Raw genomic sequence first — 13,477 nt, 5'->3', positions numbered from 1 at the left:
TCATATTCCGGATCGTCGTAGACGCCGCCATTCTTGGCGGCGAGTTCGCGCTTGGCCTTGGGCGTCAGGCCATCGGCCAGCGCCGGTTGCAGGCCGAGCGCGGCCGCAAGCAGAAGGGTAAATGCGCGCATCATGAAGCGCTGACCTGGATGGTTCCGTCGGCCATCACAGTGCCGGAAAGGATCTTGCCGCTGTCGGTGTTGCGAACCTTGATGAGGTCGCCGGCCGAACCTGGCTGCAAGGTCACGGCGGTCGCCGATATCGTCAGTCCGCCGGCGATGAAGAAGACCTGCACGGCGGCACCCTGTTCGACCAGCCAGGCCTCGCGGATGGCGGTCGAAGGAATGTAGCGGCCGGGCAGCAGCGTGCGCTTGGCGATCTTGCCCTGCAACTCCTCGGCGCGGGTCGCCACCGCATCGGGCTTGTGCTTGCCCGGGATGAGGGTCACCTGTTTCAGCGCGGTGATCTCGATGGTCTCGCCGGGATAGATGACCCGGTTGGGGATCAGCACGACCTCGCCGGCAGGCTGACTGCTGGCGATCTGCGTTGCCGATTGACCTGCCGACTGGCCTGTCGACTCCTGGGCGAAAGCCGGCATGCCGCCGACCACCAGCGCAAGGGCAAGCGCGGCGCGGCGGACTGCGGAGCAGGAGATCGGCATGGCCATCGTCCGTTACCTGATGTTCTTGGAGACAACCGAGGCCATGTCGTCGGCGGCCTGGATGACCTTGGAGTTCATTTCATAGGCACGCTGCGCCGAGATCAGTTCGGTGATTTCCTTGACCGGGTCGACGTTGGAAGCCTCGAGATAACCTTGCTGGACGGTGGCGAAACCGGGATCGCCGGGCACGCCGACATTGGCCGGGCCTGACGCCGTCGTTTCCTGGAACAGATTGTCGCCGAGCGGTGCCAGCCCCGCTTCGTTGGCGAAGTTGACGATCTGGAGCTGGCCGAGCGTCTGCAGGTTGGTCTGGCCGTCGATGCGGGCGAAGACCTGGCCGGTCTTGTTGACGATGACCTCGACGGCGTTGACCGGCACCGTGATGGCCGGGATGACACTGGCGCCGTCCGCGGTCACCAGCTGACCGGTGGCGTTGGTGTTGAAGGCGCCGGCGCGGGTATAGAGCGTGCCGCCATCGGCGCCCTCGATCTGAAACCAGCCGCGGCCGGTGAGCGCCATGTCGAAACTGTTGCCGGTGCTGGTCAGTTCGCCCTGTGTGTGGACGTTGCGCACCGCGGTCGTCTTGACGCCGAGGCCGATCGAAACGCCCTCCGGCACCAGCGAGGCGTTGGAGCGGTTGGGCACGCCTTGCGTGCGGTCGACCTGGTAGAGCAGGTCCGAGAATTCGGCTCGCGCCCGCTTGTAGCCGGTGGTGTTGATGTTGGCGATGTTGTTGGCGATGACTTCCAGATTTGTCTGCTGGGCATTCATGCCGGTGGCGGCAATGGCGAGCGCTTTCATGGCCTAACTCCTCAGATACCCATGCGACTGACTTCGAGATAGGCCGAAACAACCTTGTCGCGGATTGCGACGGCGGTCTGGAGCGCCTGCTGCGCGCTCATGACGGCATCGACGACCTGGCGGGTGTCGGCATCGCCCTTGAGCGCCTGCAGCGACACCTGTTCGGCATTCTGCAGCGTGTTGACGGTCTTCGACGCCGCCTGGCTCAGCGCCTCGGTGAAGGAGGTGCCAAGATTGCCTGATGTCGCGGGCGCGACACCGCCTTGAAGCAGGTCGGTCGCCGTGTCGCCCAGCCCAGGCTTCAGGTTAAGCGCGCCGATGCCGTTCACGATCATTGGTTCCTCATCAGGTCTATGGTCATTGAGATGAGGTCGCGCGCCTGCTTCACGACTTGCAGGTTGGCCTCGTAGGAGCGGTTGGCCTCGGTCATGTCGGCCATTTCGATCAGCACGTTGACATTGGGCAATTTGACGTAGCCCTTCGCGTCGGCGGCCTCGTTGCCGGGTTGGAATTCGACGGGAAAGTCACTCGGATCGCGGTCGATCGAGTTCACCGCGACCGTCGAGCTGCCGGAGGCCCGGTCGAGCTCCGAGACGAAGCTGATGGTCTTGCGGCGATAGGGGTCGGCGCCGGGAGTCGTGCCGGTCGACTGGGCATTGGCGAGGTTCTCGGAAACCACGCGCAGGCGCTCGGACTGGGCGCCGAGGCCGGATGCCGCGACTTTCAGGGCTGAGGTCAACGCGTCCATGGTCAGCTCTTCACCGCCATCATCATCATCGAGTGGAAAGCCTTGACGATGGCCGTGTTGAGCTCGAAGGAGCGGCGCACTTCGCCGGCCTTGAGAAGCTGGTCTTCAAGCACGACGCTGTTCTTGGACGGCATGACCACACCATCGTCTTCCTGCGGCTTGATGGTGAAGCCGGCATTGGTCGCGGCGTTGCCGAGATGGCCGGCCTCGGTGGCCTGCAGCGACACCGCCGTGCGGTCGAGCACTTTTTCGAACGGCTCGACATCGTTTGCCGTGTAGCCCGGCGTGTTGGCGTTGGCGATGTTGCCGGCGATCGCCGACTGACGCACGGAAAGCCACTGCGCTTGCTTGGCGGCGAGATCGAAAAGGGAAACGGGCTCCATGGGAATCTCCGGGCATGTGCCCAAAGACTAGGCCGCCAGTCTTGCGCGGACCTTGCGAACGGCCGCCAGAAACGTGTGAAGCGGTTTTCGCACGACATCATGCCCCGTTTCTTGATCGGAGCCGGATGGGCAGAACCACGGCGGCCTATCTGGAGAGCTCGATCACCTGGTTGGTGCTGGTGAGCATGACCCACTTGCCGTTGCGCTGCTCGATCGAGGATACTTTGCTGGAATCGGGCAGGGTCGAGCCACGCTGGACCATCCACAGGCCAGTGTCGTCCTCGATCATGGCGCGGCCGTTGGCGACATGGATCATGCGGAATTTCGACACGTCTGCCGGAAAGGGCTGCTCGCCTGGCGCCCGGGCCGGCGTGGCGTCGTCCCGCACCGTTCCGGTGGCAAGCAGGTCGATGTCGGCGTTGGGAACGTCCTTGGCCGTCAGTGGTGCACTGCGCTGGGCGACCACGCCGCCGCCCTCACGCCCCGAATTGGTGCCGGTGCCGCCAAACTTGATCGCCTGGACGCCGAACTGTTCCTGGTTGAAGAAGATGTACCAGGGAAACAGCGCGCAGATCAGGCCAAGCGTGATGCCGAGCGCGGCGATGACGAAGTCGCTGCGCCGGCCCGCCTTCTTGCCCAGCTTGGGAAATTGCGGTTTTGGAGGCTGCGGCCATTCGGTGACCGGGAACAGGCCGTCGATGAGCGAGTCCCGGCTGGCCTGCGTCACGTCGGCGGTCTCGGCCCGGGAGGGCCTGGGCAAGGCTGGCTTGGCAGCCCTGGCCAGAACGGCCTCGGCTTTGGCGCGGTCGGCCTCTGTCTTGGCGGCCCTGGCTTCTTCAGCCCTGGCTTGCTCGGCGGCGTTCGCCTCGGCGATCATCTCGCGCAGGAGGCGCTCGGCGTACTGGCCTTCAGTCTCCTGGTTCTGCATTCTGCTTTCCCTTGAGATGGCGGGCGAGATCGGAGAACGGATCGGCCGATGGGCGGTCCCTGGGCGATTGCGTCAACGCCTCGTAGATCAGGGGCACCTGGCGCACGGCCATGTCGAGTTCGGCGTCGACGCCGCCCTGATAGGCGCCGAGCAGGCGAATGTCGCGCGTGTCCTCGAAGCGGGAGATCATCGACTTCAGCCGGGCCACAAGCGCGCGCTGTTCGGCGCTCCAGGCCTTGCCCGCCAGTCGCGAAATGGACGACAGCGGGTTGACCGGCGGATAGCGGCCTTGCTCCGCGATCGCACGGTCGAGCACGACATGGCCGTCGAGGATGCCGCGTACGGAATCGGCGACCGGATCGTTGTGATCGTCGCCGTCGACCAGCACGGAAATGATGGCGGTGATCGATCCTTTACCTTCCGCCCCTGGTCCGGCGCGCTCGAGCAGCTTGGGCAGTTCGGTGAAAACGGAGGCGGGATAGCCGCGCGCGACCGGCGGCTCGCCGGTTCCCGTCGCCACCTCGCGCAGCGCATGGGCGAAGCGGGTGATCGAATCCAACACCAGAAGCACGCGGTGACCCTGGTCGCGAAAATGCTCGGCGATGCGCATGGCGGTGTCGGGAGCACGCCGGCGCATCATGGCGCTCTCGTCGCTGGTGGCGACGACGGCCACGGTCTTGGCCATGCTGTCGCCGATCGTGTCCTCGAGGAATTCGCGTACCTCACGGCCGCGTTCGCCGATCAGCGCCACGACGACGGTATCGAACGCGTCGGCGCCGGCGAGCATGGCGAGCAGCGTCGACTTGCCGACGCCGGAACCCGCGAAGACGCCCATGCGCTGGCCGAAACACAGCGGCGTGAATATGTCGATGACCTTGACGCCGGTCATGAAGGCGGTGCCGACGCGCTGCCGCGCCATGGCACCGGGCGTCGTGGCGCTGCCCGCAATGTCGTCGCCTCTTGTTAGCGGCGAACCGCCATCGATCGCCCGGGTGAGCGCATCGATGGCGCGGCCGCGCCATGAGCCGTGCGGCTGCACCGCGAGCGGCCCCCTGCGGAACACGGCATCGCCGATACCGGCATCGGCGCTGCGTTCGAAGGGAGCAACGACAACCTCGTCGCGGCTGATCTTGACGATCTCGCCGCGGCGCGCGCCGGCCTGGCCGCGCTGTTCAACGATGTCGCCCAGCCTGGCGAAATCGGAAAGGCCGCGCACTTTGTAATGCGTGGGCGTGACTTCGGTGACGAGACCGCCACGCTTGACCAGTCCATCGGCGTTGCTGAAGCGCCGCCATATCCTCTCCAATGCGGCAAGCCGATCCTCCGGCGCCGGCTGGAACTGTCTTTCGGGTGCGCGGATCGATGGCTGGTTCGACGACATGCTACGACTTCGAGCCGAGTGTCTTGATCGCCTCGTCGGTGGAGGAATCCGTCTGCCGCATCAGCGCGGCGGTGTTCTCGAAGGCACGCTGGACCATGATCAGCCGGGTCATCTCCAGCACCGGATTGACGTTGGATTCCTCGACGAAACCCTGCGCGACGCCGACGTCGGAGCGGTCGGTGACCGGCTCGGGCGTGCGCGCCGGCACGATGCCTGAATTGCCGTAGCGCACGAAGTTCTCGCCCGGGTCGAAATTGTAGAGGCCGATCGAGCCGACAAGCTGGTCGTTCTGGCGCAGCGAGCCGTCGGCGCCGGCCTTGGGCGGACCGTTGCGGGGATCGAGCTGGATCGGCGCGCCGCCGGCGTCGAGCACCGGGTGGCCTTCGATCGACATCAGCTCGCCATTCTCGTTCATCGAGAAACGGCCGTCGCGGGTCATGACGGTGCCGGCTGGCGTATCGATGGCGAACCAGGCATCGCCCTGGATCGCGAAATCGAACGGATTGCCGGTCTCGGTCAAGGAGCCATGGGCGCCCGAAAGATAGGTCTTGCCCGACGAGGCGAAGGACACCGATTTCTGGCCGGTGCCCGACACCACGTCCTCGAATTTCACACCGGTGGCGCGAAAGCCGACGGTCCCGGCATTGGCGACATTGTCGGCTATCGTGTCGAGCCGGCGCTCGAGCGCCATCTGCGAGGAAAGGGCGACGTAGAGACTGTCCCGCATGATCAGAACTTCAGTTTCTGCATGGCCATCATCAGATCGGTGGAGATGCCAGCCGTGACCGGCTGTGCAAACAACACGCTGACCGACGTCACGGCCGGCGAGGTCGGGTTGTTGATCTCGTACATGCTGGTGAAGCGGGTGAGGAACTTGCCGAGTTTCTCGGGGTCGGAGAAATCCGAGATGTTGAGCTTCTGTCCGAAGAGCTGCGCCTGCTTGTCGATGTCGGCGGTGGCGAAGGAATCGGGGAGCCCGAGCGCGGTGCGCACGACGCTTGCAAGCGCCGTGTCGGCCAGCACGTCGTACCAGCTGGTGATGGTGGGCGCCTTGCGCTGGAAATAGAGCGCCAGCCGCACGCCTTGATTGGTCTGGCCAGCATCCTCCTCCAGCGTCTGGCGCATGTATTTGTCGACGGTCGGCTGCTGCGCCGGATTGATGGTGGTGGCGTTCTGGCCGTACTGCTCGAAGTTGAGGGCCGTGGCCAGTCCCGCGTAAGCCGGGTTCGTCTGCTTGTTGGCGACGCTGTTGGGGTCGCGCACGCCACCCTGCAGGACCTGCTTGATGAGGTCCTTGTCCTCCGTCGCCGAATCGAGGCCGTACGCGGCCAGTGCGTAGGTGTACAGCCGGCTGTTCGACATCAGGTCGTCGACCGACTTCACCTTGGTGATGTTGGCGAGATAATAAGTCGTCTCGCCCTTCACATAGTCCGAATTCGGGTCGAGACCGGCAATTTGCGCCTGTATGGCGTAGTTCTTCGCCACCAGCTGCTGCGCCTTGTTGTAGATCGTTGCATCGGCGCCGTTGGCAGCGAAGTTGAAGGCCGTGACGAACTCGGCATAGCGCTTGTCGGTCAGCTTGTTGGCGAAACTGTTGGGGTCGGAAACACCTTCCTTGAGCGCCTTGACCATGAAGGCCTTGGCGTAGTCCATGTCCTCCAGCCCGTAGGCCTTCATGGCATATTTGAACAGCCGGTCGTTTTTGACGAAATCGTCGATCGATTTCACCTTGGTGATGTTGGCGAGATAATATTGGGTATCGCGATCCACCGTCGGCTGTTGCTCGATGCGGGCGATAGACTTGGTGATGTCCTTGGTGATCAACTGGTAGCTGGTAAAGGTATTGAGCAACGTCATGCCTCCGGCCGAAGCTTAATGTCGCGACGATAACCTCACTTCCTTGCGCGAAACTGAATCGGGTAATGCGCCCCCATTCAAGCCTCACACAAGGCACGGGGACTATCCCTTGCGTTGACGTGAAATGCGGAAGGACCTGCCGTGGGCATTCTGATTGGACTGGTGGTGACGCTCGGCTGCGTCCTTGGCGGCTTCATGGCCATGGGCGGACATCTGCACGTGCTGGTCCAGCCGTGGGAAGCGGTGGTCATCTGCGGCGCTGCCTTGGGCACCTTCCTGGTCGCCAACCCGATGAAGACGGTCAAGGATACCGGCAAGGGCATTCTCGAAGCCTTCAAGCAGGCGGTGCCGAAGGAACAGGACTATCTGGAAACGCTCGGCGTGCTGCACAGCCTGATGCGCGAATTGCGCTCGAAATCGCGCAGCGAGGTCGAGGCGCATATCGACAATCCGGAAGAATCGGCGATCTTCCAGGCCTTTCCGACCGTGCTCAAGAACCACGACCTGATGAATTTCATCTGCGACTACTGCCGCATCATCATCATCGGCAATGCCCGCTCGCACGAGATCGAGGCGCTGATGGACGAGGAAATCCAGACCATCAAGTCCGACAAGATGAAGGCCTATCACGCGCTGGTCGCGGTCGGCGACGGCCTGCCGGCGCTCGGCATCGTCGCCGCCGTACTCGGCGTGGTCAAGGCGATGGGTGCCCTTGATCAATCGCCGGAAATCCTCGGCGGCCTGATCGGTGCCGCCCTTGTCGGCACCTTCCTCGGCATCTTCCTGTCCTATGCCGTGGTCGGGCCAGTCGCCACCAAGATCAAGACCGTGCGCGAAAAGAAGAACCGCCTCTACATCATCGTCAAGCAGACGTTGCTCGCCTACATGAACGGCGCACTGCCGCAGGTGGCGATCGAGTTCGGCCGCAAGACCATCTCGTCCTATGAGCGGCCGACCATCGACGCGGTCGAACAGAGCACTATGGCCACCGGCGCCGCCGAAAAGAAGGCCGCTTGAGCAATGCACGACAGATCGGTGCCGATACGGTCATGACCAGTCCAGGCAGCCCCGTGCAAGCGCGCTCGCTGATCATCGAGCGCCTGGTCGGCGACAGCGGCGAGGCCGATCAGGTGATCGACGCCGGCCGCGCCATGGCCGAACGCGCCGTACCGTTGCTGCAGAAGGGACTGTCGGGCGAGCTCGGCATTCCCGTGATCGTCGACCTCAGAGCCGTCGAGGTCAGCCGTGTTCCCGAGGCGCGCTCGCGCGCCGGCGAAAATTTCGCCATGACCGTCGTCGGCTCGCCTGCGTCCTCGGATGCGATGACGCTCGTCATCGATGCTCCGGCGATCGCGATCATGGTCTCCACGCTGTTCGGCGGCGATCCGGATATGCCGGCGTCGCCGATCGAGCGCGACCTGTCGCCGATCGAAGCCGATGTCTCGACCATGGTGTTCCAGGAGGTGGCGCAGGCGCTCAACGGGTCGGGGCGGCGTTCGCTCGACCTCCGGCTGCCCGCGCCGCGGGCCCTGTCCGGCATCGAAGCCAGAAAGCATGTGCTGCGCGACGGCGCCGCGATCCGCATCGTCCTTGGCATCTCGACGCCAGTCGACAGCGGCTCCATCACGGTTACGATGCCGCAGCGCGTCGTGCTGGCCGGCCGCGACGGCACCGCCCCCGTCGCCGAAGACGATCACGGCGGCAGTTGGCGTGCACGTTTTTCGGAAGAGGTGATGCGCTCGACAGTGGCGCTGGAAGCCACCATGCCGCTGGCGCGGCTGACGCTTGGCGACCTGGCCGGTCTCGAAAAGGGGCAGGTCATCGATTTCGAAGAGACAGCGCGGTCACGGGCTCGTCTCAGTGCACGCGGGCAGACGCTGTTCGTATGCGAGTTCGGCAAACTGGGGCAGAATTACACCGTCCGAATCACGCATCCCTTCGATGCCGGGCAGGATTTCATCGATGGGCTCATGCCGGCTGATGCCGGGCGCGCCTGAGCTTTTGGAGACGACGCATGCGCAAGACCAAGGTAGAAGCAGAGCTCGACCAGCCGGACGAGCAGCTCGACCGCGCCATCGAGGAACTGCGCGGGGTCCTGCACGAAGAAGAGCGGCGTCCCGATGCGGCGTTCAGGGCTGCCGCGGGAGCCAATTCGAGCGTCATCATGAACATCCCCGTCGATGTCCAGATCATCCTCGGCAGCACTGAAATGGCTGTAGCCGATCTGATGGCGCTGCAGAAGGGCTCGACGGTGGCACTCAACCGCCGCATCGGCGAGCCGGTCGACGTCGTGGTCAACGGCCGCAAGATCGCGCGCGGCGAAATCACGGTGCTCGAAAGCGATCCCTCGCGCTTCGGCATCAGGCTGACCGAAATCATCGCCGGCACGAAGGGCGCCTAGACGTGGATCGCGGCACTTGCCGGTTGCAGCTGAGGCGAGGGGCAGCATGACGCCGCTGACGACGCTCACGCGCGCGCAGAAGGCGGCCGCCATATTGGTGGCGATGGGCAAGCCATCCGCCAGCCGCCTGCTGAAATTCTTCAAGCAGGAAGAGCTCAAGGCATTGATCGAGGGCGCCCGGCTGCTCAGGACCATTCCGCAGGCCGATCTCGAGCGCATCGTCGCCGAGTTCGAGGCCGAGTTCACCGAAGGCGCGGGACTGCTCGATTCCGCCGACAGGATGGACACCATCCTCAACGAGTCGCTGTCGCCCGAAGAGATGAGCGCGATCATGGGCAACAAGAAGCCGGAGGCGGCACCCGAAGGGCCGCCGCCGATCTGGCCCGATCTCGAAAAACTCGAAGCCTCGCGGCTGGGCACCTTCCTGGCCGGAGAACATCCCCAGACGGCGGCCATGGTGCTGTCGAAGCTGGCGCCGCAAGCGGCCGCAGGCGTGCTTTTGACGCTGACGAAGCCGATGCGCGGCGAAATCATCAAGCGCATGGTGACCATGGCCAATGTTCCGGCCGCCGCCACCAGGATCGTCGAGAACCGGCTACGCGCCGGCGTGCTGTCGGACACCTCGACCAAGGACACTTCGGCAGGGCAGGCGCGCGTCGCCAGCGTGCTCAATGAGCTGGAAAAGCCGCAGCTCGAGGAGGTCATGCAGGATCTGGAGGCCGCCGGCACGCCCGATCTCGACGGTGTGCGGGCACGGCTTTTCGCTTTCGACGACCTGCCGCTGCTTACCCAGAAAGCGCGTGTGCTGTTGTTCGACGGACTGTCGACCGAGCTTGTCACGCTTGCGCTGCGCGGAACTTCGGCGGCACTCGCCGAATCGGTGCTGTCGGCGATTGGCGCGCGGTCGCGGCGCATGATCGAGGCCGAGCTCGGACAGGGTTCGGACGGCGTCCCTGCCGCCGACATCATGGCGGCGCGCAAGACCATCGTGACGACCACCATCCGGCTGTCGCGCGAAGGTGCATTCGAACTTCCCTCGACGCAGAACGCCGCCTAGAGCCGGATGATTTCAGGTCGAATTGACCTAAAATCTGAATCCGGCTCTAAATCAAAGGGTTAGAGCACGATGTCATCCGAAAACCGCTGCACACTTTTCGGCATCATGCTCTAGATATGTCCGACGCCACCGACAAGGACTCGAAAACCGAAGAGGCTACGGAAAAGAAGATCCGCGACACCATCGAACAGGGCAAGCTGCCCCATTCGAGGGAAACCGCGCTCCTCGCCTCCTTCGTCGCCATACTGGTGTTCACCGTCTTCTATGCCAAGGACGCCGTTATCGATCTCGGCATGTTCCTGTCGATGTTCCTCGAGAAGCCCGAAGCCTGGCCGATGGACACCGAGACCGACATCATCGCGCTTTACAAGACCGTCTTGCTGGAAGTGGGCCGCGCCCTCGTCAGCCTGCTGGTGCTTTTGACCGTCGCCGGCATCGGCGCTTCGGTGCTCCAGAACATGCCGCAATTCGTCGGCGAGCGGATCAGGCCGCAGATGTCGCGCATCTCGATCGTCAAGGGCTGGAACCGGATGTTCGGCGCTCAGGGCTGGGTCGAGTTCCTGAAATCCCTTGCCAAGGTGGGCTTCGCCATCGCCGTGCTTGTCTTCACGCTGTCGGAGGATCACCGCAAACTGCTCGCCGGCATGATCACCAATCCCGTCGCTTTCGGTCTCGTCATCCGCGGCATTGCGGTCGACATCCTGGTTGCCATCGTTTTCGTCATGGGGCTGATCGCGGCGATCGACCTCGTCTGGTCGCGCTTCCATTGGAAACAGGACCTGCGCATGAGCAAGCAGGAGGTAAAGGACGAGTTCAAGCAGTCCGAGGGCGATCCGATCGTCAAGTCGCGGCTGCGCTCGCTGGCGCGCGACCGGGCGCGCAAGCGGATGATGACGGCGGTGCCGCGCGCGACGCTGATCATCGCCAATCCGACGCACTACTCGATCGCGCTGAAATATGTGCGCGACGAGGATTCGGCGCCGCTTGTAGTGGCCAAGGGGCAGGACCTGGTGGCTCTGAAAATCCGCGAGATCGCAAGGGAAAACAACATCCCGATCTTCGAGGACGTGGCGCTCGCCCGCTCCATGTACAAGCAAGTTTCGGTCGATAATGTGATCCCGTCGCAATTCTACCAGGCCGTCGCCGAACTGGTGCGGATCATCTACTCGAAGAAGGCTGAGCGCAGACAGATTTCATGAACCGTCAACCGCACGCCAAATCCCGCGAGATCATCGTCGCCAGCGCCATAGAGCAAGTCGTGGCCGAGTTGCGGCTGATCGATGTCGCCGACTACATCGCCTTCATCCGGCTGGAGCATTTCGCCTGCCTGTCGGACCTGGTCGATTCAGCTGCGGAGTTGTTCTTCAATCCGCGCACGCTGAGGCTGGGCCATGGCGGAGAGGCGCATGTCGACTGGAGCGGCAGCCCGCGCATCGTACTGGATCTGGAGCTGCGGCCACCGGGGGTGACCGTCTATTTCCAGCTGACGCTGAGCGAGACCGGCAACTCGGTCGCGGTCAATTACGTGTCGTTCGAAAAACCTGGCGAAGACCCCGAGCACAATACGGCGCTGCTGGAGGCGGTGATCGAACAGGCCCGTATCCGCAGGGTCGAACCACTGGCCTTCTGAACCGGCTCTATCAGACAGCGAACGCTATTCGATCAGGCCAAGCCGCAGTGCCTTGGCGACCGCCTGGTTGCGGTTGACGGCGTTGAGCTTCTGGGCCGACTGGGTCAGGTACTGGTTGGCGGTGTGCACAGACAGTTTCAGGAGCCGCGCAATCTCCTCGCTGGTATTGCCGTTGGCGGTCAGCTTCAGGCACTCGAGCTCGCGCTTGGAGATTGCGCGCATCCTGCCGGTATCACCGGGACGGATGCGCGCGACCGCGGCGAACAGGGAAAAACAGCGGGCATGGATCTCGTAGAGCGCATCCTGCGGCAGGGTGATCTGCGACCCCAGGAAGACGACGAGGCCGCATTGGCCCCGATCGGCGTGGACGGGAAAGGCTATGCCGCTGGTGCCAGGCGTCAGCGGCGCCATCTGTCCGGTCCAGGCGAGATTGCCGAACATGTCGGCCATGGCTCCCACGCCGTCATCCGACCACCAGCGCGGTTCCGTCGAGAGGCGGGTGTGGCGCACGATCTCCTCGCCATTGGCCCCTGAAATGAATTTCGTCGCCACGGCTGTGCCGGGGTAGTCGGAATCAAAGCACGGCACCAGCCGCGCTCGTTCCGGCGACGGGCTGACGAAGAACAGGCCGAAGGCCGAGGCGTTGATGTCGACTGATATCCAGCGGCAGCGGCGCACGGCATCGGGAATGGTGACGGCGTGATGCGTTTCGGAGCCGAGCGTGAAGGCGCCGAACGGGCTGTGCTGCTCGTTGAAAAGGGCTTCAGCGGCATCCTTGATGTCGGCGTGTTTCAAATGATGCCACTCCTGATCGCCGTGGCGATGGCCATCGCACGGTTGCTGGCCGCGAATTTCTGGATGGCGTGGGTGATGTAGCTGTTGACCGTGTTAGAGGAGACGCCAAGGATGACGGCCACCTCATCGGTGGTCTTGCCTTCCGAGACCCAGAAGAGGCATTCGCGCTCGCGGTCCGACAGTGGATCCTGCATCGCCGCGGCGGCGATCAGTTGCGGAATATGCGAAAGCGCATAGCAGCATTTCAGCTGCGCCTTCATCAATGCCGGCTCGTCGATCTGGCCGGCCGTAGCCGCCGAGAACAAGGCGAACAGGCGCTGGCGGCCGACATTCAGCCGCAGCGAATAGATCTCGGCATGGCCGAGCACGTCGAGAAGGCGGGCCTCTTCGCCGGAGACCAGTCCGCCGGCATCCGGCGCTTTGGCCGCCACCAGCGGCTTCGGACGGAAACCGGGCGCGACGGTGAGGGCACCCTGGGCGAGGCTGGCGATCAGCCGCTTGCCGATCAACTCGATGGCATCGAAGATCCAGTTCGAAGAGACGATGCGCGCATCGTTGCGGTCCTGGTCGTGGACGATGGCGACCAGCATGTAGCTGTCGGCGCCGATCTCGGCGGTCAGCTCCATGAAGAAGCTGGTGAGATCACCCCGCGACGCCAGGCGCGAGCCCAATGTGTCGGATTGAAGAGGCGCGGCGGGACTGCTCATCTGCTGCTTTTGGCCGGAATCGATTCTGATGTCCGGATGCTGGAGAGCCAGCCGCCGAACCCTAAAACGCGTTACTTTTACGAGGCACACACGAGGCGCGGGGCCGCGCCCAACCAGACGGAATCCAT

General features: G+C 63.8%; 17 protein-coding genes. 6 read left to right on the top strand and 11 right to left on the bottom strand.

The window, feature by feature from the left end:
• Positions 1 to 130 precede the first annotated feature (130 nt).
• The 9 genes from flgA to FJ930_RS04560 form a co-directional block, all read right to left on the bottom strand.
• Positions 131 to 667: a flagellar basal body P-ring formation chaperone FlgA gene (gene flgA, locus FJ930_RS04600; protein ID WP_141835268.1), complete on the bottom strand. Its 537-nt coding sequence runs from the start codon at positions 665 to 667 to the stop codon at positions 131 to 133.
• A 6-nt stretch (positions 668 to 673) separates the two neighbouring features.
• Complete coding sequence (flgG, locus tag FJ930_RS04595; RefSeq protein ID WP_140607203.1) at positions 674 to 1,462, bottom strand: flagellar basal-body rod protein FlgG; 789 nt, start codon at positions 1,460 to 1,462, stop codon at positions 674 to 676.
• An 11-nt stretch (positions 1,463 to 1,473) separates the two neighbouring features.
• On the bottom strand, positions 1,474 to 1,797 hold the full coding sequence (locus FJ930_RS04590) for a flagellar hook-basal body complex protein FliE (RefSeq protein WP_181168975.1): 324 nt from the start codon (positions 1,795 to 1,797) through the stop codon (positions 1,474 to 1,476).
• On the bottom strand, positions 1,794 to 2,210 hold the full coding sequence (flgC, locus tag FJ930_RS04585) for a flagellar basal body rod protein FlgC (protein WP_140607202.1): 417 nt from the start codon (positions 2,208 to 2,210) through the stop codon (positions 1,794 to 1,796). The genes FJ930_RS04590 and flgC overlap by 4 nt, the downstream gene beginning before the upstream one ends.
• Positions 2,211 to 2,212: 2 nt before the next feature.
• Positions 2,213 to 2,593, bottom strand: coding sequence for a flagellar basal body rod protein FlgB (gene flgB, locus FJ930_RS04580; protein WP_140742105.1), 381 nt, complete (start codon positions 2,591 to 2,593; stop codon positions 2,213 to 2,215).
• Between the two features lie 145 nt (positions 2,594 to 2,738).
• A complete protein-coding gene (locus FJ930_RS04575) occupies positions 2,739 to 3,521 on the bottom strand; it encodes a hypothetical protein (protein ID WP_141835265.1) in 783 nt (260 codons plus the stop codon).
• A complete protein-coding gene (gene fliI, locus FJ930_RS04570) occupies positions 3,502 to 4,902 on the bottom strand; it encodes a flagellar protein export ATPase FliI (RefSeq protein ID WP_141835262.1) in 1,401 nt (466 codons plus the stop codon). Before fliI ends, FJ930_RS04575 begins: the two co-directional genes overlap by 20 nt.
• Before the next feature lies 1 nt (position 4,903).
• Positions 4,904 to 5,629 (bottom strand): flagellar basal-body rod protein FlgF, encoded by a 726-nt coding sequence (gene flgF, locus FJ930_RS04565; protein ID WP_140607198.1) that lies wholly within the window; start codon positions 5,627 to 5,629, stop codon positions 4,904 to 4,906.
• Between the two features lie 2 nt (positions 5,630 to 5,631).
• The gene (locus FJ930_RS04560) at positions 5,632 to 6,753 is read right to left on the bottom strand and encodes a DUF1217 domain-containing protein (RefSeq protein ID WP_141835930.1); all 1,122 of its coding nucleotides are present in this window, start codon (positions 6,751 to 6,753) and stop codon (positions 5,632 to 5,634) included.
• A 147-nt stretch (positions 6,754 to 6,900) separates the two neighbouring features.
• Here FJ930_RS04560 and motA point away from each other — a divergent pair, with 147 nt between their 5' ends.
• The 6 genes from motA to FJ930_RS04530 all read left to right on the top strand — a co-directional run bounded on the left by motA (position 6,901) and on the right by FJ930_RS04530 (position 11,847).
• A complete protein-coding gene (motA, locus tag FJ930_RS04555) occupies positions 6,901 to 7,776 on the top strand; it encodes a flagellar motor stator protein MotA (protein ID WP_140607197.1) in 876 nt (291 codons plus the stop codon).
• A gap of 32 nt (positions 7,777 to 7,808) precedes the next feature.
• On the top strand, positions 7,809 to 8,756 hold the full coding sequence (locus FJ930_RS04550) for a FliM/FliN family flagellar motor switch protein (RefSeq protein WP_141835927.1): 948 nt from the start codon (positions 7,809 to 7,811) through the stop codon (positions 8,754 to 8,756).
• Between the two features lie 17 nt (positions 8,757 to 8,773).
• Positions 8,774 to 9,160: a flagellar motor switch protein FliN gene (fliN, locus tag FJ930_RS04545; RefSeq protein WP_141835260.1), complete on the top strand. Its 387-nt coding sequence runs from the start codon at positions 8,774 to 8,776 to the stop codon at positions 9,158 to 9,160.
• Between the two features lie 46 nt (positions 9,161 to 9,206).
• Positions 9,207 to 10,217 (top strand): flagellar motor switch protein FliG, encoded by a 1,011-nt coding sequence (locus FJ930_RS04540; RefSeq protein WP_141835259.1) that lies wholly within the window; start codon positions 9,207 to 9,209, stop codon positions 10,215 to 10,217.
• A 116-nt stretch (positions 10,218 to 10,333) separates the two neighbouring features.
• Positions 10,334 to 11,416, top strand: a complete 1,083-nt coding sequence (gene flhB / locus FJ930_RS04535; RefSeq protein ID WP_141835256.1) for a flagellar biosynthesis protein FlhB — start codon at positions 10,334 to 10,336, stop codon at positions 11,414 to 11,416.
• A complete protein-coding gene (locus tag FJ930_RS04530) occupies positions 11,413 to 11,847 on the top strand; it encodes a hypothetical protein (protein WP_140742115.1) in 435 nt (144 codons plus the stop codon). Before flhB ends, FJ930_RS04530 begins: the two co-directional genes overlap by 4 nt.
• A 24-nt stretch (positions 11,848 to 11,871) precedes the next feature.
• Here the strand turns inward: FJ930_RS04530 and FJ930_RS04525 are convergent, their stop codons facing one another.
• Positions 11,872 to 12,642, bottom strand: a complete 771-nt coding sequence (locus tag FJ930_RS04525) for a helix-turn-helix transcriptional regulator (protein ID WP_140742117.1) — start codon at positions 12,640 to 12,642, stop codon at positions 11,872 to 11,874.
• On the bottom strand, positions 12,639 to 13,349 hold the full coding sequence (locus FJ930_RS04520) for a helix-turn-helix transcriptional regulator (RefSeq protein WP_140742119.1): 711 nt from the start codon (positions 13,347 to 13,349) through the stop codon (positions 12,639 to 12,641). Before FJ930_RS04520 ends, FJ930_RS04525 begins: the two co-directional genes overlap by 4 nt.
• Positions 13,350 to 13,477: the final 128 nt, after the last annotated feature.

It is taken from the genome of Mesorhizobium sp. B2-4-15 (assembly GCF_006658505.1).
Classification (GTDB): Bacteria; Pseudomonadota; Alphaproteobacteria; order Rhizobiales; family Rhizobiaceae; genus Mesorhizobium.
Note: the sequence above shows the minus strand (reverse complement) of the source record. Positions and strands in the feature narration are given on the sequence as shown.

What these genes read in the sequence shown, in the direction of transcription:
- flhB (WP_141835256.1), top strand. Translation starts at nt 10,334, where the DNA reads ATGTCCGACGCCACCGACAAGGACTCGAAAACCGAAGAGGCTACGGAA.
- flgA (WP_141835268.1), bottom strand. Translation starts at nt 667, where the DNA reads ATGGCCATGCCGATCTCCTGCTCCGCAGTCCGCCGCGCCGCGCTTGCC.
- flgB (WP_140742105.1), bottom strand. Translation starts at nt 2,593, where the DNA reads ATGGAGCCCGTTTCCCTTTTCGATCTCGCCGCCAAGCAAGCGCAGTGG.
- FJ930_RS04520 (WP_140742119.1), bottom strand. Translation starts at nt 13,349, where the DNA reads ATGAGCAGTCCCGCCGCGCCTCTTCAATCCGACACATTGGGCTCGCGC.
- FJ930_RS04540 (WP_141835259.1), top strand. Translation starts at nt 9,207, where the DNA reads ATGACGCCGCTGACGACGCTCACGCGCGCGCAGAAGGCGGCCGCCATA.
- FJ930_RS04530 (WP_140742115.1), top strand. Translation starts at nt 11,413, where the DNA reads ATGAACCGTCAACCGCACGCCAAATCCCGCGAGATCATCGTCGCCAGC.
- fliN (WP_141835260.1), top strand. Translation starts at nt 8,774, where the DNA reads ATGCGCAAGACCAAGGTAGAAGCAGAGCTCGACCAGCCGGACGAGCAG.
- flgG (WP_140607203.1), bottom strand. Translation starts at nt 1,462, where the DNA reads ATGAAAGCGCTCGCCATTGCCGCCACCGGCATGAATGCCCAGCAGACA.
- flgF (WP_140607198.1), bottom strand. Translation starts at nt 5,629, where the DNA reads ATGCGGGACAGTCTCTACGTCGCCCTTTCCTCGCAGATGGCGCTCGAG.
- FJ930_RS04590 (WP_181168975.1), bottom strand. Translation starts at nt 1,797, where the DNA reads ATGATCGTGAACGGCATCGGCGCGCTTAACCTGAAGCCTGGGCTGGGC.
- FJ930_RS04575 (WP_141835265.1), bottom strand. Translation starts at nt 3,521, where the DNA reads ATGCAGAACCAGGAGACTGAAGGCCAGTACGCCGAGCGCCTCCTGCGC.
- flgC (WP_140607202.1), bottom strand. Translation starts at nt 2,210, where the DNA reads ATGGACGCGTTGACCTCAGCCCTGAAAGTCGCGGCATCCGGCCTCGGC.
- fliI (WP_141835262.1), bottom strand. Translation starts at nt 4,902, where the DNA reads ATGTCGTCGAACCAGCCATCGATCCGCGCACCCGAAAGACAGTTCCAG.
- FJ930_RS04550 (WP_141835927.1), top strand. Translation starts at nt 7,809, where the DNA reads ATGACCAGTCCAGGCAGCCCCGTGCAAGCGCGCTCGCTGATCATCGAG.